The sequence below is a fragment of the Pseudomonas sp. Z5-35 genome (assembly GCF_051131945.1).
GTDB lineage: Bacteria > Pseudomonadota > Gammaproteobacteria > Pseudomonadales > Pseudomonadaceae > Aquipseudomonas > Aquipseudomonas marvdashtae.
Genome location: NZ_CP071640.1, coordinates 270,886 through 288,058, shown reverse-complemented (window position 1 = coordinate 288,058; position 17,173 = coordinate 270,886). Strand labels below are relative to the sequence as shown.

The 17,173-nt window shown below is 60.7% G+C and carries 19 protein-coding genes and 1 other RNA gene; 8 read left to right on the top strand and 12 right to left on the bottom strand.

What is annotated here, in order from left to right; translation table 11 throughout:
• Window positions 1-20: 20 nt before the first annotated feature.
• The 4 genes from J3P95_RS01375 to J3P95_RS01360 all read right to left on the bottom strand — a co-directional run bounded on the left by J3P95_RS01375 (window position 21) and on the right by J3P95_RS01360 (window position 4,400).
• Window positions 21-1,238, bottom strand: coding sequence for a 2-octaprenyl-3-methyl-6-methoxy-1,4-benzoquinol hydroxylase (locus tag J3P95_RS01375; protein WP_434563662.1), 1,218 nt, complete (start codon window positions 1,236-1,238; stop codon window positions 21-23).
• Window positions 1,239-1,299: 61 nt separating this feature from the next.
• The gene (gene ubiH, locus J3P95_RS01370) at window positions 1,300-2,487 is read right to left on the bottom strand and encodes a 2-octaprenyl-6-methoxyphenyl hydroxylase (RefSeq protein WP_434560088.1); all 1,188 of its coding nucleotides are present in this window, start codon (window positions 2,485-2,487) and stop codon (window positions 1,300-1,302) included.
• Window positions 2,484-3,818, bottom strand: a complete 1,335-nt coding sequence (pepP, locus tag J3P95_RS01365; protein ID WP_434560086.1) for a Xaa-Pro aminopeptidase — start codon at window positions 3,816-3,818, stop codon at window positions 2,484-2,486. The genes ubiH and pepP overlap by 4 nt, the downstream gene beginning before the upstream one ends.
• Before the next feature lie 27 nt (window positions 3,819-3,845).
• Window positions 3,846-4,400: a YecA family protein gene (locus J3P95_RS01360; RefSeq protein ID WP_072342955.1), complete on the bottom strand. Its 555-nt coding sequence runs from the start codon at window positions 4,398-4,400 to the stop codon at window positions 3,846-3,848.
• Window positions 4,401-4,529: 129 nt separating this feature from the next.
• Between J3P95_RS01360 and J3P95_RS01355 the strand changes: the two genes are divergently transcribed.
• The 4 genes from J3P95_RS01355 (at window position 4,530) to J3P95_RS01340 (ending at window position 6,001) form a co-directional block, all read left to right on the top strand.
• The gene (locus tag J3P95_RS01355) at window positions 4,530-4,739 is read left to right on the top strand and encodes a TIGR02449 family protein (protein ID WP_003177365.1); all 210 of its coding nucleotides are present in this window, start codon (window positions 4,530-4,532) and stop codon (window positions 4,737-4,739) included.
• Window positions 4,736-5,053, top strand: a complete 318-nt coding sequence (locus J3P95_RS01350; RefSeq protein ID WP_039590276.1) for a cell division protein ZapA — start codon at window positions 4,736-4,738, stop codon at window positions 5,051-5,053. Before J3P95_RS01355 ends, J3P95_RS01350 begins: the two co-directional genes overlap by 4 nt.
• 30 nt (window positions 5,054-5,083) lie before the next feature.
• Window positions 5,084-5,263, top strand: a non-coding RNA gene (ssrS, locus tag J3P95_RS01345) — 6S RNA.
• 117 nt (window positions 5,264-5,380) lie between these two features.
• Window positions 5,381-6,001: a 5-formyltetrahydrofolate cyclo-ligase gene (locus J3P95_RS01340; protein ID WP_434560084.1), complete on the top strand. Its 621-nt coding sequence runs from the start codon at window positions 5,381-5,383 to the stop codon at window positions 5,999-6,001.
• A gap of 20 nt (window positions 6,002-6,021) precedes the next feature.
• Here J3P95_RS01340 and J3P95_RS01335 read toward each other — a convergent pair whose 3' ends face one another.
• Window positions 6,022-6,168, bottom strand: coding sequence for a hypothetical protein (locus J3P95_RS01335; protein ID WP_434560082.1), 147 nt, complete (start codon window positions 6,166-6,168; stop codon window positions 6,022-6,024).
• 196 nt (window positions 6,169-6,364) lie between these two features.
• On the opposite strand from J3P95_RS01335, the gene J3P95_RS01330 reads away from it, so the two are divergent.
• Window positions 6,365-6,817 carry an EVE domain-containing protein gene (locus J3P95_RS01330; protein WP_434579042.1) on the top strand — a complete coding sequence of 151 codons (453 nt, stop codon included), beginning with the start codon at window positions 6,365-6,367 and terminating at the stop codon, window positions 6,815-6,817.
• A 37-nt stretch (window positions 6,818-6,854) separates the two neighbouring features.
• On the opposite strand, the gene J3P95_RS01325 is transcribed toward J3P95_RS01330, so the two are convergent.
• Complete coding sequence (locus J3P95_RS01325) at window positions 6,855-7,265, bottom strand: flagellar basal body-associated FliL family protein (RefSeq protein WP_186612798.1); 411 nt, start codon at window positions 7,263-7,265, stop codon at window positions 6,855-6,857.
• Between the two features lie 150 nt (window positions 7,266-7,415).
• Between J3P95_RS01325 and J3P95_RS01320 the strand changes: the two genes are divergently transcribed.
• The gene (locus J3P95_RS01320) at window positions 7,416-8,393 is read left to right on the top strand and encodes an NADPH:quinone oxidoreductase family protein (RefSeq protein WP_434579044.1); all 978 of its coding nucleotides are present in this window, start codon (window positions 7,416-7,418) and stop codon (window positions 8,391-8,393) included.
• Window positions 8,394-8,624: 231 nt separating this feature from the next.
• On the top strand, window positions 8,625-9,974 hold the full coding sequence (glpT, locus tag J3P95_RS01315) for a glycerol-3-phosphate transporter (protein WP_434560076.1): 1,350 nt from the start codon (window positions 8,625-8,627) through the stop codon (window positions 9,972-9,974).
• On the opposite strand, the gene J3P95_RS01310 is transcribed toward glpT, so the two are convergent.
• The 6 genes from J3P95_RS01310 to J3P95_RS01285 form a co-directional block, all read right to left on the bottom strand.
• The gene (locus J3P95_RS01310) at window positions 9,950-10,618 is read right to left on the bottom strand and encodes a gamma-glutamylcyclotransferase (RefSeq protein WP_434560074.1); all 669 of its coding nucleotides are present in this window, start codon (window positions 10,616-10,618) and stop codon (window positions 9,950-9,952) included. The two genes, glpT and J3P95_RS01310, sit on opposite strands and share 25 nt — an antisense overlap.
• 298 nt (window positions 10,619-10,916) lie before the next feature.
• On the bottom strand, window positions 10,917-11,885 hold the full coding sequence (locus tag J3P95_RS01305) for a CDP-6-deoxy-delta-3,4-glucoseen reductase (protein ID WP_434579046.1): 969 nt from the start codon (window positions 11,883-11,885) through the stop codon (window positions 10,917-10,919).
• Window positions 11,885-13,351, bottom strand: coding sequence for a 4-hydroxy-3-polyprenylbenzoate decarboxylase (ubiD, locus tag J3P95_RS01300; RefSeq protein WP_434560071.1), 1,467 nt, complete (start codon window positions 13,349-13,351; stop codon window positions 11,885-11,887). The genes J3P95_RS01305 and ubiD overlap by 1 nt, the downstream gene beginning before the upstream one ends.
• Before the next feature lie 120 nt (window positions 13,352-13,471).
• Window positions 13,472-14,731 carry a transcription termination factor Rho gene (gene rho / locus J3P95_RS01295; RefSeq protein ID WP_017845130.1) on the bottom strand — a complete coding sequence of 420 codons (1,260 nt, stop codon included), beginning with the start codon at window positions 14,729-14,731 and terminating at the stop codon, window positions 13,472-13,474.
• A 240-nt stretch (window positions 14,732-14,971) separates the two neighbouring features.
• Window positions 14,972-15,301 carry a thioredoxin TrxA gene (trxA, locus tag J3P95_RS01290; protein WP_003206727.1) on the bottom strand — a complete coding sequence of 110 codons (330 nt, stop codon included), beginning with the start codon at window positions 15,299-15,301 and terminating at the stop codon, window positions 14,972-14,974.
• Between the two features lie 121 nt (window positions 15,302-15,422).
• Window positions 15,423-16,130 (bottom strand): FadR/GntR family transcriptional regulator, encoded by a 708-nt coding sequence (locus J3P95_RS01285; RefSeq protein ID WP_434560069.1) that lies wholly within the window; start codon window positions 16,128-16,130, stop codon window positions 15,423-15,425.
• 253 nt (window positions 16,131-16,383) lie between these two features.
• On the opposite strand from J3P95_RS01285, the gene J3P95_RS01280 reads away from it, so the two are divergent.
• The gene (locus tag J3P95_RS01280; RefSeq protein WP_434560067.1) at window positions 16,384-17,169 is read left to right on the top strand and encodes a transporter substrate-binding domain-containing protein; all 786 of its coding nucleotides are present in this window, start codon (window positions 16,384-16,386) and stop codon (window positions 17,167-17,169) included.
• Window positions 17,170-17,173: the final 4 nt, after the last annotated feature.

The following is a 17,173-nucleotide window of genomic DNA, read 5'->3' as shown; positions in this document are numbered from 1 at the left end:
GCAATACTGGCTATCCGGACCTAAACCCTGGCGAGTTCCGGCAAGTCTCCAGTCAACCCCAGTGCCTCGCGCACGAACAAGGCCTTGGCCTCGGGCATGCGGTTTACCAGCTTCAGCCCGGTATTGCGCAGCCAGCGCACCGGCAATGGGTCGGCCTGGAACAGTCGCTCGAAGCCTTCCATTGCCGCCATCAATGCGAGGTTATGCGGCATGCGCCGCCGCTCGTAGCGACTCAGTACCTTGACGTCCGCCAGGCGCTCGCCGCGCCCGGATGCTTGCAACAGCACCTCGGCCAACACCGCGGCATCGAGGAAACCCAGGTTCACGCCCTGCCCGGCCAGCGGATGGATGGTGTGGGCTGCATCGCCAATCAGCGCCATCCCTTCGGCCACGTAACGCTTGGCATGACGTTGCCGCAGCGGTACGCACAGGCGCGGATCGGCATTCAACACAGTGCCTAGCTGGCCTTCGAAAGCCCGCTCCAGTTCGGCACTGAAACTGCCGTCATCAAGCGCCATCAAGCGCTGCGCTTGACCCGGTGTCGTCGACCAGACGATCGAGCACCAGTCGTGTTGACCGTCGCGTTCCAGGGGCAGGAATGCCAGCGGACCGTCGTCGGTAAAGCGTTGCCACGCGGTGTGACGATGAGGCCGGGCGCTGCGTACGCTGGTGACGATAGCGTGGTGCATGTAATCCCACTCACGCGTGGCGACCCCCGTCAGTCGACGCACGGCGGAGTTCGCCCCGTCGGCGGCAATCACCAGGGGCGCGCGCAAGGTGCGGCCATCGGCCAGGGTCAGCAGCCAATCATCACCGGAGCGACGCATCTGCTCCAGCCGGGCATTGGCCAGCAGGCCCAGATCGCAATCGTGCAATCGGTCCAGCAAGGCATCCTGCACGACGCGGTTTTCAACGATATGCCCCAGGACTTCGGCATGCAGGCTGGCGGCTGAAAAGTGAATCTGCCCAGTGCCGCTGCCGTCCCACACATGCATATCGGAGTATGGGCTCGCGCGCCGGGCGGTGATGCCGTCCCAGACGCCAAGACGCTCGAGGATCCGCTGGCTCGCCGCCGACAAGGCACTGACCCGGGGTTCGAACGCCGCCTGGGCATCAAAGGGCTTGACGCTCATCGGGCTGCCGTCGAGCAATAGCACCTGCAAGCCACTGTCCTGTAACGCCAGCGCCAGGGCGCTGCCGACCATACCGGCGCCGACAATCAGCAGATCTGCACGCATTTCCATGCTTTAAGCCTGTGTTGCTGGCGACATCAGTCGCCCGTGAAAAGAATGAGCCGTATCACGCATCAGGACGCGTCCCCAATCCCATGGCCTGGCGGGCGAACCAGCGCTTGGCCGGCGGCAGCAGGTCAAGGCCCAGCAGACCGAGGTTGCGCCCCAGGGACACCAGGGGCAGGTCGCTGCTGAACAGGCGGGTCACTTGATCGGAGAAGCCCACGGTGAGGGCCTGGTCCATGCGCTGACGTTCTCGATAGGCTTGCAACACGGCAAAGTCGCCTGGCGTTTCGTCGCTCTCGAGCAACGCATCGGCCAGGGCCTGCGCATCACGCAACGACAAATTGAACCCCTGCCCGGCAATCGGGTGCAGGCTGTGGGCGGCATTGCCGAGGATCGCCAGGTGCGGTCGGACTTGCTCCTCGGCCTCCACCAGCGCCAGCGGATACAGATGCCGCGCGCCCACTTGCTTCAACGTGCCCAGCCGGTAGCCGAACACATGCTGCAATTGCGCGAGGAAGCTGCGCTCGTCGAGGGCCGCCAGCCGTTGTGCGTCCATGCCTTGGCGCGTCCAGACCAATGCACAACGATTTTCCGGCAGCGGCAGCAAGGCCATCGGGCCATCGTCGGTGAAGCGCTCGAAGGCCACGCCGTTGTGGGCCTCACTCGGCGTGACGTTGGCAATCAAGGCGCTCTGGTCGTAGGGCCGATTTCGCACTCCGACGCCCAACTGCTCTCGCAATCCGGAGCGACCGCCATCGGCCAATACCGCCAGTTCGCATTCCACGGTGGTTTCGTCGTCGAGGGTCAGTCGATACCCAGCGATTTGCGGCTCCATTCGGGTGACTTGCGCCGGACAACGCCAACTGACAACGTCTTTATCCAGGCCTTGCCACAGGCACTGGCCGAGCCAAGCGTTTTCCACCACGTAGCCCAGGGCCGGCACGCCCTCCTCCATGGCGGACAACCGTGCCGTGGAAAACCGCCCGCGATCGGAGACGTGAATCTGCTTGATCGGCTCGGCGCGGCGGGAAATTTCTTGCCACAGGCCCAAGCGTTGATAAATTTGCCGCGCGCCGAATGAGAGCGCCGATGAACGCGCATCGTAGCTTGGCTGCCAGGCGTCACCGGGCGCAAAGGGCTCGATCAGCATGATCGTCCAGCCCCGGGCCTTGGCCCCGGCCTGCAAGGCCAGCGCCAGGCTTGCGCCAACCAGGCCGCCACCGATGATTGCGACATTGACCCGGCTCATGCCGCCTGGGTCCGTGCATCGGCCATCAGGGCCTCGATTTCGGCGACCGTTTTCGGCACGCCACGGGTCAGGATTTCACAACCGGTCTTGGTTACCACCACGTCATCCTCGATGCGCACGCCAATGCCGCGCCATTTTTTCGCGACGCGGCGGTCGTTCGGGCCAATGTAGATGCCCGGTTCCACCGTCAGGGTCATTCCGACCTCCAGCACTCGCCACTCGCCGCCGACCCGGTATTCGCCCACGTCATGCACGTCCATGCCCAGCCAATGACCGGCGCGGTGCATGTAGAACGCCCGGTACGCTTCACTGGCGATCAATTCATCCACCTCGCCCTCCAACAGCCCGAGGTGCACCAGACCTTCGGTAATGACCCTGACCGTTGCTTCGTGGGCCTGGTTCCAGTGTTTCTCCGGCGCGATTTCGGCGAACGCGGCTTCCTGGGCGGCCAGCACTATTTCGTAGATCGCCTTCTGCTCGGGCGAGAACTTGCCGCTGACCGGCCAGGTCCGGGTGATGTCGCTGGCGTAGCAGTCAATTTCACAACCGGCATCGATCAGCACCAGGTCACCGTCCTTGAGCAGCGCATCGTTCTGCTGGTAATGCAGCACGCAGCTGTTGCGCCCGGCCGCGACGATGGAGCCGTAGGCCGGCATCTTTGCGCCGCCCTTGCGAAACTCATAGTCTAGCTCCGCTTCCAGGCTGTATTCGTAAAGACCCGGACGCGCCGCTTGCATAGCGCGGATGTGCGCCTGGGCGGAAATCCGCGCTGCTTCGCGCATGACTTTTATTTCCGCCGCCGTTTTATACAGGCGCATGTCGTGCAGCAGATGATCCAGGGCAACGAATTCGTTCGGCGGCTGGGCGCCAAGGTGGGCCTTGGACCGGATCACGTTGATCCAATCCATCAGGTGCCGGTCGAACTCCGGGTTACTGCCCATGGCCGAGTACACCCGGTCGCGGCCTTCGATCAGGCCCGGCAGGATGTCGTCGATGTCGGTGATGGGGAATGCGTCGTCGGCGCCGTAGTCACGGATCGCGCCTTCCTGGCCGGCGCGCAGGCCATCCCATAATTCACGTTCGGCGTTACGCTCACGGCAGAAGAGGACGTATTCGCCATGGGCCCGACCCGGCATGAGCACGATGACCGCTTGCGGCTCGGGGAAGCCGCTGAGGTATTGAAAATCGCTGTCCTGGCGGTAGACGTGCTCGACGTCGCGGTTGCGGATCGCAACGGCGGCGGCGGGCAGGATTGCGATGCTGTTGGGTTCCATCTGCGCCATCAAGGCCTTGCGGCGACGGCTGTATTCCGATTTCGGGATATGAATCATGGGCAGGCGGAGTTTCCTTTCAAGCAATCAGTGCAAGGACGGCTTGGCGGCCGCTGCATCGGTTTTCTTGGTCTCGGTGAACAGCAGCAATGGCGCGACCCGCAGGTATTCCATCACTTCCATGTAGTCGCTTTCGCCGTCGTCGGATTCTTCGAGGGCATCCTGCACCTGAGAGATCGCCGCCAGGTCCTGCAACACTTCTTTTGCCTCCTCGCTCAACGCGTATTCGCGACGGGTCAGGCCGAAGCCCGCGAGGAAACCCTGGCACCACTGGCCCAGCGCAGCGGCGCGTTCGGCTAATGGCGCATCATCGGTGGGCAGCAGCAGAACCACGGTCATGTCGTCGCTGGTCAACTCGCCCTTGACCATTTCCTGCAGGCCGATAAGCGCGTTGCGCACGTTGTCCGCCGGCTCGCCTTCAAGCAGTTCGGCAGCGTCGGCCAACCAGCCGTCGGCATCGAAACCGGCGCCGGCACAGCTGCGGCCGAGCAGCAGGCCATGCAATTCGGCGGGCGAGACAGGATGACCGCTGGTGCTCAGCAGGGTGGCAAAGGCTTGATACGGGGAATTCTGAATGGGCATGGGCAGCTAGGCGCCAGACGGCGCTATGTCTAGAATGGAGGCCTTGTATCCTACATCGACAGACTCGCCAAGACCATTAAAGGCTGTGCGACCCTTATCCCCCATCAGACACAATCTTCAGTGGACACAATGGAAGACACCGACCTGCAAGCGCTGATGGCCAGACTCGAGTTGCTAATTGACCGGGTCGAGCAACTTAAGAGCCAAAACGGACTCCTATTAGCTCAGGAAAAAACCTGGCGCGAGGAACGCGCGCACCTCATTGAAAAAAACGAAATCGCCCGGCGTAAGGTCGAATCGATGATTTCGCGCCTCAAGGCCCTGGAGCAAGACTCATGAGTTCAAGCAATAGCGTTACCGTGCAGATCCTCGATAAAGAGTATTCGATCATCTGTCCCCAGGAAGAGCGCAGCAACCTAGTGAGCGCCGCCCGTTACCTGGACGGCAAGATGCGCGAGATCCGCAGCAGCGGCAAAGTCATCGGCGCTGATCGCATCGCCGTGATGGCCGCCTTGAACATCACCCACGACCTGCTTCACCGCCAGGATACGCCGGACGTACAGGTCAGTGGCTCGACCCGTGAACAGGTTCGCGACCTGCTCGATCGGGTGGATCTGGTACTCGCCACCGATCCGGACGTCAGCAAGGGCTGATTCGGGCGGCTGCCTGGGGTATACTGACGTCACTCCCTGGGGTGCTTGCCAGTTGGTGATGTCCCTGAGCCGATACGCACAACCACGGGGGTTGCACGTTGGGGCCGGTGTGCATGTCCGCTTGACGGAAAGCCTTAACGCCTCCTGCAACTTCCACCTTGAACTTTCGGGTTCAAGGGCTAAGCCGACAGCGGTTCATCCGGGGAGCCTGATTCTCGAAACAATGCCAGTCATTGATGACTGGCATTGTCGTTTCTGGCGTTTGGCATTTCTGGTCGCATCGTTTGCGGTTACGCTGTCCGATGTCGCCGAATCGGAAGCATCGATATGACTGAACCTGCGTTGCTGCCTCGCCCGCAACTTCGACGCCTGCTGCGCCAGGCCCGTCGCGCCCTGACACCGGCCCAGCAGCGGCAAGCTGCTCGCGGGCTTAATCGGCAACTGGCCCAGCATCCGCTGTTTCGCCGCGCCAGACACATCGCCCTCTACCTGCCCAACGACGGCGAGATCGATCCGCGCCTGCTACTGCGCGCCGCCCAACGCCGGGGCAAGGCGGTCTACCTGCCGGTACTCAGCCCATGGCCGCAAACCAAGATGGTCTTCCAGCGAATCCAGCCCGGCGAGAAGATGCAGCCCAATCGCTTTCGTATCCCTGAACCGCGCAAGAATATCGCCCGGCAGCGCAAGGTCTGGACACTGGACTTGGTACTGTTGCCGCTGGTCGGATTTGACGATGCGGGAGGTCGACTGGGCATGGGTGGCGGCTTTTATGACCGCAGCCTGGCGTACCTGTCGCGACGCAGACAATGGCGCAAGCCGACGTTGCTGGGCTTGGCCCACGAGTGTCAGAAAGTCGAACGATTGGCGCAGGCAAGCTGGGATGTACCGCTACAGGGAACGGTCAGCGACAGGCGTTGGTACTTTGCACGAGAGACGCCGCGAGAATAGCGGCGTCCTGGAAAAGAAGCTCAGCGCTTGAGCGAGGGCGCTGGTTGGGTGATTTCCACCGGAGCATCGGTCTTATTGCTCCATAAACTCTGGGCGTAACCCGTGGTTACGACCCCGAGGCCGAACAGGATGACCAGTACCCACAACAAATCCGGTTTGCGTTTCATCGATTGCCCCCCTCAAGGCAGATCACACACGATGACAGCAGCGGTTTTCTTATTGGCCGTGCAGCAGCGTCAAGCTTGGAAGGCCGGCATTTTGCGGCAACCTGAACCCACACGCAAACTCTGGCGTCAACCGACTGTCGGTTTGTCATAAAATCGCTGAAATTTTTTAACTCAACATCCCCCAGGAGTAGAAATCATGGCCTATTGGCTGATGAAATCCGAGCCCGACGAATTGTCCATCCAAGGCCTGGAAAAGCTCGGCCAAGCGCGCTGGGACGGGGTTCGCAACTATCAGGCGCGCAACTTTCTGCGAGCCATGACAGTCGGCGACTCATTTTTTTTCTACCACTCCAGCTGCCCCGAGCCCGGGATCGCCGGGATCGGCAAAATCATCAAGGCCGCCTACCCCGACCCAACGGCTCTTGAGCCTGACAGCCATTACTTCGACGCCAAGGCCACCCTGGAGAAAAATCCCTGGACTGCGATCGACGTGGCCCATGTCGAGACGTTCTCCCGCGTCCTGAAGCTCGACTACCTGAAACAGCAGGCCGCCCTGGCCGAGATGCCGCTGGTGCACAAAGGCTCACGCTTGTCGGTGATGCCGGTAACGGCCGAACAGTGGGCGGCGGTCATTGCATTGAAATCTTGAACAAGATGCGGCTGGCCGCTGACCGGCGTGATTGGGCTTACTGGATGATCAGGTTGTTGAACAACAGATCCTCAACCATCGGCTTGCCGGTCTCGTCGTTCATGACCTGCTGGGTCTGCTTCAACGCTTCCTGACGGAGCTTTTCCTTGGCTTCGAGGTTATTCATGGTCTCGCTGGTCTGCTGGGCAAACAGCGCCACCAATTGATTGCGAATCAACGGCTCGTTTGCCTTCACCGCTGCAGCGGCGGCATCGCCGGTCACGCGCAAGGCAACGTCGGCCTTGTAGACCTTCAGCTTCGTCGTACCGTCCAGCCCATAATTGCCCACGAACGGTGGGCTCAGGGTGATGTAGCTGACCTTCGGCGGCGCCTCGCCCTCTTTGGCTTCTTCGGCCATCGCAGCCACAGGCAACGACAGGGCCAGCAACAACATGATCCACGCTTTCACATTCGACTCCTCATCCGATTTGCGGCCCAGCATACCGACCCGCCGTCCAAGCACAAGCTTATGAACAGCTATCAGGGCGGGGCATGCTCGTTGACCCCTTGACTCTCACACCTACACTTATCGGCCATCACTCCCAAAGGAATAGCCCTGATGAAAGCCGTGCTGTGCAAAGAATTCGGTCCCGCCGAATCGCTGGTGCTGGAAGACGTCGCCAGTCCCGTCGTAAAGAAGAATGAAGTGCTGCTGGACGTGCATGCCGCCGGGGTGAATTTTCCTGACACCTTGATCATCGAGGGCAAATACCAGTTCAAGCCACCCTTCCCGTTTTCCCCGGGCGGCGAAGCGGCGGGCGTCGTCCGTGAAGTGGGAGAAAAGGTCAGTCACCTGAAAGTCGGCGACCGGGTCATGGCGCTCACCGGTTGGGGCAGCTTCGCCGAGCAGGTGGCGGTACCGGGCTACAACGTGTTGCCGATTCCTTCGACCATGGACTTCAACACCGCTGCCGCCTTCAGCATGACCTACGGCACCTCGATGCACGCCCTCAAGCAGCGGGCCAACTTGCAGCCCGGTGAAACCCTGCTGGTGCTCGGCGCCTCCGGCGGAGTCGGCCTGGCGGCGGTGGAAATCGGCAAGGCCATGGGCGCCAGGGTCATTGCCGCCGCCAGCAGCGCGGAGAAACTCGCCGTGGCCAAGGCCGCCGGTGCCGACGAATTGATCAACTACAGCGAAAACAGCCTCAAGGATGAAATCAAGCGCCTGACCGACGGCCAGGGCGCCGATGTGATCTACGATCCGGTGGGCGGAGACCTGTTCGACCAGGCCATCCGCGCCATCGCCTGGAACGGCCGGTTGCTGGTCGTCGGCTTCGCCAGCGGACGCATCCCCGAACTGCCGGTGAACCTGGCCCTGCTCAAGGGCGCCGCCGTGGTCGGCGTGTTCTGGGGCTCATTCGCCCAGCGCCAGCCCCAAGACAACGCTGCCAACTTCCAGCAATTGTTCGGCTGGTTCGCCGAAGGCAAGCTCAAGCCGCTGGTGTCACAGGTGTACCCGCTGAGCAACGCCGCACAGGCGATCAATGACTTGGGACAGCGCAAGGCGGTGGGGAAGGTGGTTGTGCAGGTGCGTTGAAACCACGTCGGACAAAAAAAGGCCAGAACCGCTGATGAGGTGGTTCTGGCCTTTTTCTTTCTGCGAACCACGATTCCCACAGCGCCATTAGCTTATACGCACGCGACATGTTCGCTTAAGAACATCACCAATCGAAATTTCCACTATTTACGCGACAACGAGCGATGCTATTTTCGGTAACGAAACTGTAACATTCGCATCCGCCGTTATAACAAGAACTGGAGCACTTGAATGTTTGCCTTCTTCCGACCAGCCGCACACCAGGCAGTCCTGCCTGAAGAAAAAATAGACAGCACCTACCGACGCCTTCGCTGGCAGATTTTCGCCGGGATTTTCATTGGCTATGCGGGTTACTACCTGCTGCGCAAAAATTTCTCCCTGGCCATGCCATACCTCATCGACGAGGGTTACACCCGCGGCCAATTGGGCTTGGCCATGTCGGCCATTGCCATTGCCTACGGATTGTCGAAATTCTTGATGGGCCTGGTGTCCGATCGCTCCAATCCACGCTACTTCCTGCCATTTGGATTGTTGGTGTCAGCCGGTGTGATGTTCGTTTTCGGTTTTGCACCGTGGGCAACGTCCAGCGTAACCATCATGTTCATCCTCCTGTTCATCAACGGCTGGGCCCAAGGCATGGGCTGGCCGCCGAGCGGACGGACCATGGTGCACTGGTGGTCGCAGAAGGAACGTGGCGGCGTGGTGTCGGTGTGGAACGTGGCGCATAACGTCGGCGGCGGCCTGATCGGTCCGCTGTTCCTGCTGGGCATGGCCTGGTTCAATGATTGGCACGCGGCCTTCTATGTGCCGGCCACGGTGGCGCTGTTCGTCGCGGTATTTGCCTTCGCGACCATGCGCGACACCCCGCAATCGGTGGGCCTGCCGCCAATCGAGAAATACAAGAACGACTACCCTGAAGGCTACGACGCCAGCCACGAGAACGAATTCAGCGCCAAGGAAATTTTCGTCAAGTACGTGCTGCACAACAAGATGCTGTGGTACATCGCCATGGCCAACGTCTTCGTCTACTTGTTGCGCTACGGCGTGCTGGACTGGGCGCCGACCTACCTCAAGGAAGCCAAGGGCTTCACGGTGGACAAGAGCTCCTGGGCTTACTTCTTCTACGAATGGGCAGGTATTCCGGGCACGCTGTTGTGTGGCTGGATGTCCGACAAGATCTTCCGTGGCAATCGTGGCCTGACCGGCATGGTGTTCATGGCGTTGGTGACCGTGGCGACCCTGGTGTACTGGCTGAACCCGGCCGGCAACCCGACCGTCGACATGATCGCCCTGGTTTCCATCGGCTTCCTGATCTACGGCCCGGTCATGCTGATCGGCTTGCAAGCGCTTGAGCTGGCGCCGAAGAAAGCCGCCGGTACCGCCGCGGGCTTCACTGGGTTATTCGGTTACCTGGGCGGCTCGGTCGCGGCCAGCGCCGCCATGGGCTACACCGTGGACCACTTCGGCTGGGACGGCGGCTTCGTACTGTTGATCGGTGCCTGCCTATTGGCAATGGCATTCCTGGCGCCCACCCTGTGGCACAAGCAAATCGCCAGTCAGAGCCGCGAAGCGGTCGTCTGATCCAGCGTTGATTGGCAGCGCCTGAGCCGCGCCTCCAGATTCCGGTCTGGCATGGCGTGGCTGCGCAGGGCGTGGATGGTCTGCTCGACGTAATCGCGAGTCGTGCCATAACGCCCGCAGGCACTTTCGAACACTTGGCTCAGCACATGATCCGGCAGATTGCCGGCATAGCTGGGCAAGTGTCGCTCCAACACGAAACCCAACGCTTGGACCCGAGTGCCATCCTCAAGACGGCAGGTGAGCCAGTGCGGACGGTAGGACGGGACCGGCATTTCGCGTTGCCAGAGGGCAAACAGCGAATCTTCAAGATTCTCTTGTGGCAACCGGTAAGCGAAACCGCTGCAAGAACCGCCGCGATCCAGCCCGAACACCAAGCCCGGCAATTCGGGTGTACCGCGGTGCTCATGAGACCACAGATACAATCCGCGATGATAACCGTGGACCCGACCGCGCAACCGCTCCACTGCCGTGCATTCCGGCCGCCAGATCAACGAACCGTAGGCGAACAGCCAGACCGGGCCGCCCTGGTGAAGGCTCATGGTTGACTGCATCGAGGCGAGCAATTGCTCGCGGGTCAGCTGTGGACCCCATTCGAGTCGTGGCGGGTAAAGGGCGCAGGTTATGGCGGATTCGATAGCGGTCATGGCCGGTAGCGGTTGGCTCCTCGCGAATTGGCAACGCCAAGGGGCTGGCGTTTACCAGGAACGAAGGCAAGTTAGATGCCATCGGACTTCTATATACGTTATCGGTATCTAGCCCAAAGACTAAATATCGAAACGAAATATAAGGTGTTATATCGACGGGCCTTCGTTCTTGTGGCGAGGGAGCTTGCTCCCGCTGGACTGCGCAGCAGTCCCAGATGAGGCGGTCGCTGCGCAACCGAGCGGGAGCAAGCTCCTTCGCCACAAAGAGCTCACCGAGCCTGGATTGGACGAACGGGGCTTAAGCCCGCGGTGCGTATGCAAACACATCGGCACGCATCTGATGGGCATCCATGCCGGCTTCCACCAGCGCATCGAGCGTGGCGTAGATCATCGCTGGCGAACCGCTGGCGTAGACGTAGACACCCGAAAGATCGTCGATGTCCTCGCAGACCGCTTCGTGGAGCATGCCGCAGCGCCCTTCCCAGCCGCACAAATCGCTGACGACTTTGTGCAGGTACAGATTGGGCAGCGACTTCCATTCGTCCCAATGCTCGATCTCATAGAAATCTTCCGGACGCCGCACGCCCCAATACAGATGTACCGGGTGCTTGAACCCCTGCGCGCGGCAGTGCTCAATGAGGCTGTGCATCTGCGCCATGCCGGTCCCGGCGGCGATCAATACCAGCGGGCCATCCGGCAGCTCGGACAGATGTGTGTCGCCAAAAGGCATTTCGATGCGCACGTTGGGGTTGCGCTGCAGCTGCTCTAAAAGGCTCTGCGCACTGCTTTCGCGCACCAATACATGCAATTGCAGCTCGCGCCCCGAGTGCGGTGCAGAAGCCAGGGAGAACGCTGACTTTTCACCGTTCTCCCGCTCGATCATCAAATACTGCCCTGCGTGATAGCGCGGCGGCTTGCCCGCTGGCGCACGCAGGCGTACCCGCCAGACATCGCCGCCTACTTCGGCGCACTCGATAACCTGACATGCCAGGCTGCGTACCGGCAATTCTCCCGGCGCCAGCACGCCATCCCATAGCAGCACGCAATCCTCCAGGGGCTCGGCGATGCAGGTGAAGATCTCACCGTGATCGCGCACCTCTGCGGCCTGCTGCACGCGGCCCTCCACCAGCAACGCGCCACAGACGTGACAGTTGCCATTGCGGCAGCTTTGCGGGCATTCGTAGCCCAGGCGCCGCGCGCCATCGAGAATCCGCTCGGCCGGCTGTATCTCCAGCACCGCGCCGGAAGGCTGCAACGTTACACGCATCAATCTATTCCTAACTGATTCCAGATGGCATCGATCCGTTGGGTAACGGCCTCATCCTTGACGATAACCCGGCCCCATTCACGCGTGGTCTCACCGGGCCATTTATGCGTGGCATCGAGCCCCATCTTCGACCCCAGGCCGGACACCGGCGAGGCGAAGTCGAGATAATCGATCGGTGTGTTCTCGATCATTACCGTGTCGCGCTTGGGGTCCATGCGCGTGGTGATGGCCCAGATCACATCGTTCCAGTCTCGTGCATTGATATCGTCGTCAGTGACAATAACGAATTTGGTGTACATGAATTGTCGTAAAAACGACCAAACGCCCAACATGACTCGCTTGGCATGCCCTGGATACGACTTCTTCATGGTTACCACGGCCATGCGATACGAGCAGCCTTCCGGTGGCAGGTAGAAATCGGTGATCTCCGGGAATTGCTTCTGCAGGATCGGTACGAACACTTCGTTCAGCGCCAGGCCGAGGATCGCCGGCTCATCGGGTGGACGACCGGTGTAGGTGCTGTGATAAATCGGCTTGATCCGATGGGTGATGCGTTCAACGGTGAATACCGGAAAGCTATCCACCTCGTTGTAATAGCCGGTGTGATCGCCGTAAGGACCTTCGTTTGCCATTTCGCCCGGGTGGATCACGCCCTCGAGAATGATCTCGGCCGTGGCGGGCACTTGCAGGTCGTTGCCACGGCATTTCACCAGTTCGGTGCGATTGCCCCGCAGCAGGCCGGCAAATGCATATTCGGAGAGGCTGTCCGGCACCGGCGTGACGGCGCCGAGGATGGTCGCCGGATCCGCGCCCAGGGCCACCGATACCGGGAAAGGCTGGCCAGGGTGTTTTTCGCACCACTCACGATAATCCAGCGCACCGCCCCGATGGCTCAGCCAACGCATGATGACCTTGTTGCGGCCAATCACTTGCTGACGATAGATACCGAGGTTCTGGCGATCCTTGTTTGGCCCCTTGGTGACGGTCAGGCCCCAGGTGATCAGCGGCCCGACGTCGCCCGGCCAGCAGGTCTGCACCGGAAGCATGGCCAGGTCGACATCGTCGCCTTCGATTACCACTTCCTGGCAGATTGCGTCCTTGACGACTTTCGGCGCCATGGAAATGATCTTGCGGAAAATCGGCAGCTTCGACCAGGCGTCCTTCAGCCCCTTCGGCGGCTCGGGTTCCTTGAGGAATGCCAACAGCTTGCCGATTTCGCGCAATTCGCTGACCGCCTCGGCGCCCATGCCCAGCGCCACGCGCTCCGGCGTGCCAAACAGGTTGCCCAATACCGGAATGTCGTAGCCGGTCGGGTTCTCGAACAGCAGCGCCGGGCCTTTTGCGCGCAAGGTGCGGTCGCAGACCTCGGTCATTTCCAGCACAGGGGACACGGGCACCTGGATGCGCTTGAGCTCGCCGCGCTGTTCCAGACCGCTGATAAAGTCGCGCAAGTCGCGATACTGCATGCAAAGCCTCATGGTGACCGTGACGTTCGGGGGCCCCGAGTTTAACGCCGCCCGTTCAGAATAGTGAATGCACAGATAGCAAAAAGCCGGGTTTCCCCGGCTCTTGCTGGCCTGTTCGACTTACTTGCGTTTCATCGACAGGAAGAACTCATCGTTGGTCTTGGTCGTCTTCAGCTTGTCGATCAGGAACTCGATGGCTGCCACTTCATCCATTGGATGCAGCAGCTTGCGCAAGATCCACATGCGCTGCAACTCGTCATCGGCGGTCAGCAATTCTTCGCGACGGGTGCCGGAACGGTTGATGTTGATGGCCGGGAACACTCGTTTCTCGGCGATGCGACGGTCCAGGGGCAGTTCCATGTTGCCGGTACCCTTGAACTCCTCGTAGATCACTTCGTCCATCTTCGAGCCGGTTTCAACCAGCGCGGTGGCGATGATGGTCAACGAGCCGCCTTCTTCGATGTTCCGCGCGGCGCCGAAGAAACGCTTCGGTTTCTCCAGGGCATGGGCATCGACACCACCGGTCAGGACCTTGCCGGAGCTCGGGATCACGGTGTTGTAGGCACGGGCCAGACGAGTGATGGAGTCGAGCAGGATCACCACGTCCTTCTTGTGCTCGACCAGGCGCTTGGCCTTTTCGATCACCATTTCGGCAACCTGCACGTGGCGGGTCGGCGGCTCGTCGAACGTCGAGGCAACCACTTCGCCGCGCACAGTACGCTGCATCTCGGTCACTTCTTCCGGACGCTCGTCGATCAGCAGCACGATCAGATGAACTTCAGGATTGTTACGGGCGATGTTGGCCGCGATGTTCTGCAGCATGATCGTCTTGCCCGCTTTCGGCGGCGCCACGATCAGACCGCGCTGGCCTTTGCCGATAGGTGCGCACAGGTCGATGACACGACCGGTGAGGTCTTCGGTGGAACCGTTGCCGGCTTCCATCTTCATGCGCACGGTCGGGAACAGCGGGGTCAGGTTCTCGAAGAGAATCTTGTTCTTGGCGTTTTCCGGACGGTCGAAGTTGATTGTGTCGACCTTGAGCAGGGCGAAATAACGCTCGCCTTCCTTCGGAGGTCGGATCTTGCCAACGATGGTGTCACCGGTGCGCAAGTTGAAGCGGCGGATCTGGCTCGGCGAGACGTAGATATCGTCTGGGCCGGCAAGGTAGGAAGCGTCTGCGGAGCGGAGAAAGCCGAAGCCGTCCTGGAGAATCTCCAGCACGCCATCACCAGAGATTTCCTCGCCGCTTTTCGCGTGCTTCTTGAGCAGGGAGAAAATCACGTCCTGCTTGCGCGAACGGGCCATATTTTCTATGCCCATCTGTTCGGCCAATTCGAGCAGTTCGGTAATCGGCTTTTGCTTGAGTTCAGTCAGATTCATATAGGAATGACGTAATCATTTATGGAGGGGGAAATTAAGCTTTTGGCTTAATGAGGCCGCGCCGCGGAGAAGGCGACAGGATCGCGTACTTATTCGAAAGGAGAGCGTCGGCGACGGCTTGCAGGGGGCAATGGAGAAACCAGTGCGGGGCCGAATGTACCACCTGGGTTTGCAAGCGTCTAGCCCCGGATAACGAAAAAGCCCCGCGATTTGCGGGGCTTTTCCAGTGGCATTCGGCGCTTAGATGTTGGCGTCGAGGAAAGCAGCCAGTTGCGACTTCGACAGCGCGCCGACCTTGGTGGCCTCGACGTTGCCGTTCTTGAACAGCATCAGCGTCGGGATACCGCGCACGCCGTGCTTGGCCGGGGTTTCCTGGTTCTCGTCGATGTTCAGCTTGGCAACGGTCAGCTTGCCCTTGTAAGTCTCGGCAATCTCGTCCAGGACCGGAGCGATCATTTTGCAAGGACCGCACCACTCAGCCCAATAGTCGACCAGTACCGCGCCTTCGGCCTTGAGTACGTCAGCTTCGAAGCTAGCGTCGCTAACGTGTTTGATCAGATCGCTGCTCATGGAAATCTCCGGGGTCATCAGCAAAAAAACGTGGCCCATCATAGCTGCCCTTCCCGGGTTCAGGAAGCCGCAGTTGATTGAGTCTCGCTATGACGCTCGATGGCTTTGGGTATGGCTCGCCTCACGAAGCGGCAGGCGCAACGAAAGAAATACCGGTACGCAGGGCAGCGTTACGTACATGTTCCTGCATGGCTTTTTGCGCGGCGCCCGAAGCGCGACGAGCCAGGGCACGAAGGATCTTGCGATGCTCCTGCCAGGTTTCCATCGCCCGCTCCGCCCTGATGAACGGTAGCTTCTGACTTTCCAGGAAGATCTCCGCGCTGGCGGTAAGAATACTCAGCATCGCCTGATTTCCACTGGCCAGAAGGATCTGTCGATGGAAGTCGAAATCCAGCCGCGCTGCGGCGTCGAAGTCCCCTGCCTTCAACTCCCGGCGCATGGCTTGGACATTGTCATCCAGCGTATCGAGGTCATCAGCGCTCAACGTCACCGCCGCCAACCCGGCCGCGAACCCCTCCAGGGCATAACGCAGTTGGAAGATATCCACAGGCGAAACCTGGGACGCGAACGGCCAGCCCGGCGCCGGATCATTGGTGAGCACCCTTGCCGGTGATTGCACGAACACCCCTTTGCCCGGCTGGACGCTGATCATCCCCAGCGCACTCAACGATGAAAGCGCCTCGCGCAACGACGCTCGACTCACGCCCAACTGCAGCGCCAGGTCCCGTTGCGAGGGCAGCGAATCCCCCGGACCGAAGCCTTGGTCGGCGATCAGTTTGCGAATGGCTTGCAGCGCCACTTCAGGAACGGCACGGGAGATGGAATTCATGTTTTTCAGACGAACCAGGCCACTGAGCGGCTAGTTGTAAAGCTATTCACAGCGCCCGGCAAGTCGTGCCCCAGCGGGGTTCGGCGGCCAATACCGACGCCCGATAAAGGTGCGAAAAACCGCGCAACTGTTCAGACCAGTAAGACCGCGTCCCACCAGCAAACCTGCGGCTTTGGAGGACCCAACGGCTGCTTGGCATGGCCTGTGCTCTGTCCGAACGCAGAAATCACATCACCGATTGCGGAGATTCGCCATGATTCAGCGTTGCAGCGTTCTGCTCACAGCCTTGTTTGCCAGCCTGATGCTCACCCAGCTGCCCGCCCACGCCGATGGCCTGGAAGACGTGGTCAAGCGCGGCACGCTCAAGGTCGCGGTGCCCCAGGACTTCCCGCCCTTCGGTTCGGTCGGCCCGGACATGAAGCCCCGCGGCCTGGACATCGACACGGCGAAACTGCTGGCCGACCAGCTCAAGGTCAAGCTTGAGCTGACGCCGGTCAACAGCACCAACCGCATTCCGTTCCTGACCACCGGCAAGGTCGACCTGGTGATTTCCAGCCTGGGCAAGAACCCGGAGCGGGAAAAGGTCATCGACTTCTCCAGCGCCTATGCGCCGTTCTACCTGGCGGTGTTCGGCCCGCCTGACGCCGCCATCAACACCCTGGACGACCTCAAGGGCAAGACCATCAGCGTCACCCGTGGCGCCATCGAAGACATCGAGCTGAGCAAGGTCGCCCCCGAAGGCACCACCATCAAGCGCTTCGAAGACAACAACTCGACCATCGCCGCCTACCTGGCCGGCCAGGTTGACCTGATCGCCAGCGGCAACGTGGTGATGGTCGCCATCAGCGAACGCAACCCCAAGCGCGTTCCGGCGTTGAAAGTGAAACTCAAGGACTCCCCGGTGTACGTGGGCGTGAACAAGAACGAGCCGGCGCTGCTGGACAAAGTCAACCAGATCCTCGCCACCGCCAAGACCGACGGCAGCCTGGAGAAAAATTCCCAGACCTGGCTCAAGCAGCCGCTGCCGGCCGATCTCTGACCGT

What these genes read in the sequence shown, in the direction of transcription:
- J3P95_RS01320 (WP_434579044.1), top strand. Translation starts at nt 7,416, where the DNA reads ATGAAAGCCGTGCTGTGCAAAGAATTCGGTCCCGCCGAATCGCTGGTG.
- J3P95_RS01305 (WP_434579046.1), bottom strand. Translation starts at nt 11,885, where the DNA reads ATGCGTGTAACGTTGCAGCCTTCCGGCGCGGTGCTGGAGATACAGCCG.
- J3P95_RS01340 (WP_434560084.1), top strand. Translation starts at nt 5,381, where the DNA reads ATGACTGAACCTGCGTTGCTGCCTCGCCCGCAACTTCGACGCCTGCTG.
- J3P95_RS01335 (WP_434560082.1), bottom strand. Translation starts at nt 6,168, where the DNA reads ATGAAACGCAAACCGGATTTGTTGTGGGTACTGGTCATCCTGTTCGGC.
- J3P95_RS01355 (WP_003177365.1), top strand. Translation starts at nt 4,530, where the DNA reads ATGGAAGACACCGACCTGCAAGCGCTGATGGCCAGACTCGAGTTGCTA.
- J3P95_RS01280 (WP_434560067.1), top strand. Translation starts at nt 16,384, where the DNA reads ATGATTCAGCGTTGCAGCGTTCTGCTCACAGCCTTGTTTGCCAGCCTG.
- J3P95_RS01375 (WP_434563662.1), bottom strand. Translation starts at nt 1,238, where the DNA reads ATGCGTGCAGATCTGCTGATTGTCGGCGCCGGTATGGTCGGCAGCGCC.
- trxA (WP_003206727.1), bottom strand. Translation starts at nt 15,301, where the DNA reads ATGAGCAGCGATCTGATCAAACACGTTAGCGACGCTAGCTTCGAAGCT.
- ubiD (WP_434560071.1), bottom strand. Translation starts at nt 13,351, where the DNA reads ATGCAGTATCGCGACTTGCGCGACTTTATCAGCGGTCTGGAACAGCGC.
- glpT (WP_434560076.1), top strand. Translation starts at nt 8,625, where the DNA reads ATGTTTGCCTTCTTCCGACCAGCCGCACACCAGGCAGTCCTGCCTGAA.
- pepP (WP_434560086.1), bottom strand. Translation starts at nt 3,818, where the DNA reads ATGATTCATATCCCGAAATCGGAATACAGCCGTCGCCGCAAGGCCTTG.
- ubiH (WP_434560088.1), bottom strand. Translation starts at nt 2,487, where the DNA reads ATGAGCCGGGTCAATGTCGCAATCATCGGTGGCGGCCTGGTTGGCGCA.
- J3P95_RS01330 (WP_434579042.1), top strand. Translation starts at nt 6,365, where the DNA reads ATGGCCTATTGGCTGATGAAATCCGAGCCCGACGAATTGTCCATCCAA.
- J3P95_RS01285 (WP_434560069.1), bottom strand. Translation starts at nt 16,130, where the DNA reads ATGAATTCCATCTCCCGTGCCGTTCCTGAAGTGGCGCTGCAAGCCATT.
- J3P95_RS01360 (WP_072342955.1), bottom strand. Translation starts at nt 4,400, where the DNA reads ATGCCCATTCAGAATTCCCCGTATCAAGCCTTTGCCACCCTGCTGAGC.
- rho (WP_017845130.1), bottom strand. Translation starts at nt 14,731, where the DNA reads ATGAATCTGACTGAACTCAAGCAAAAGCCGATTACCGAACTGCTCGAA.
- J3P95_RS01310 (WP_434560074.1), bottom strand. Translation starts at nt 10,618, where the DNA reads ATGACCGCTATCGAATCCGCCATAACCTGCGCCCTTTACCCGCCACGA.
- J3P95_RS01350 (WP_039590276.1), top strand. Translation starts at nt 4,736, where the DNA reads ATGAGTTCAAGCAATAGCGTTACCGTGCAGATCCTCGATAAAGAGTAT.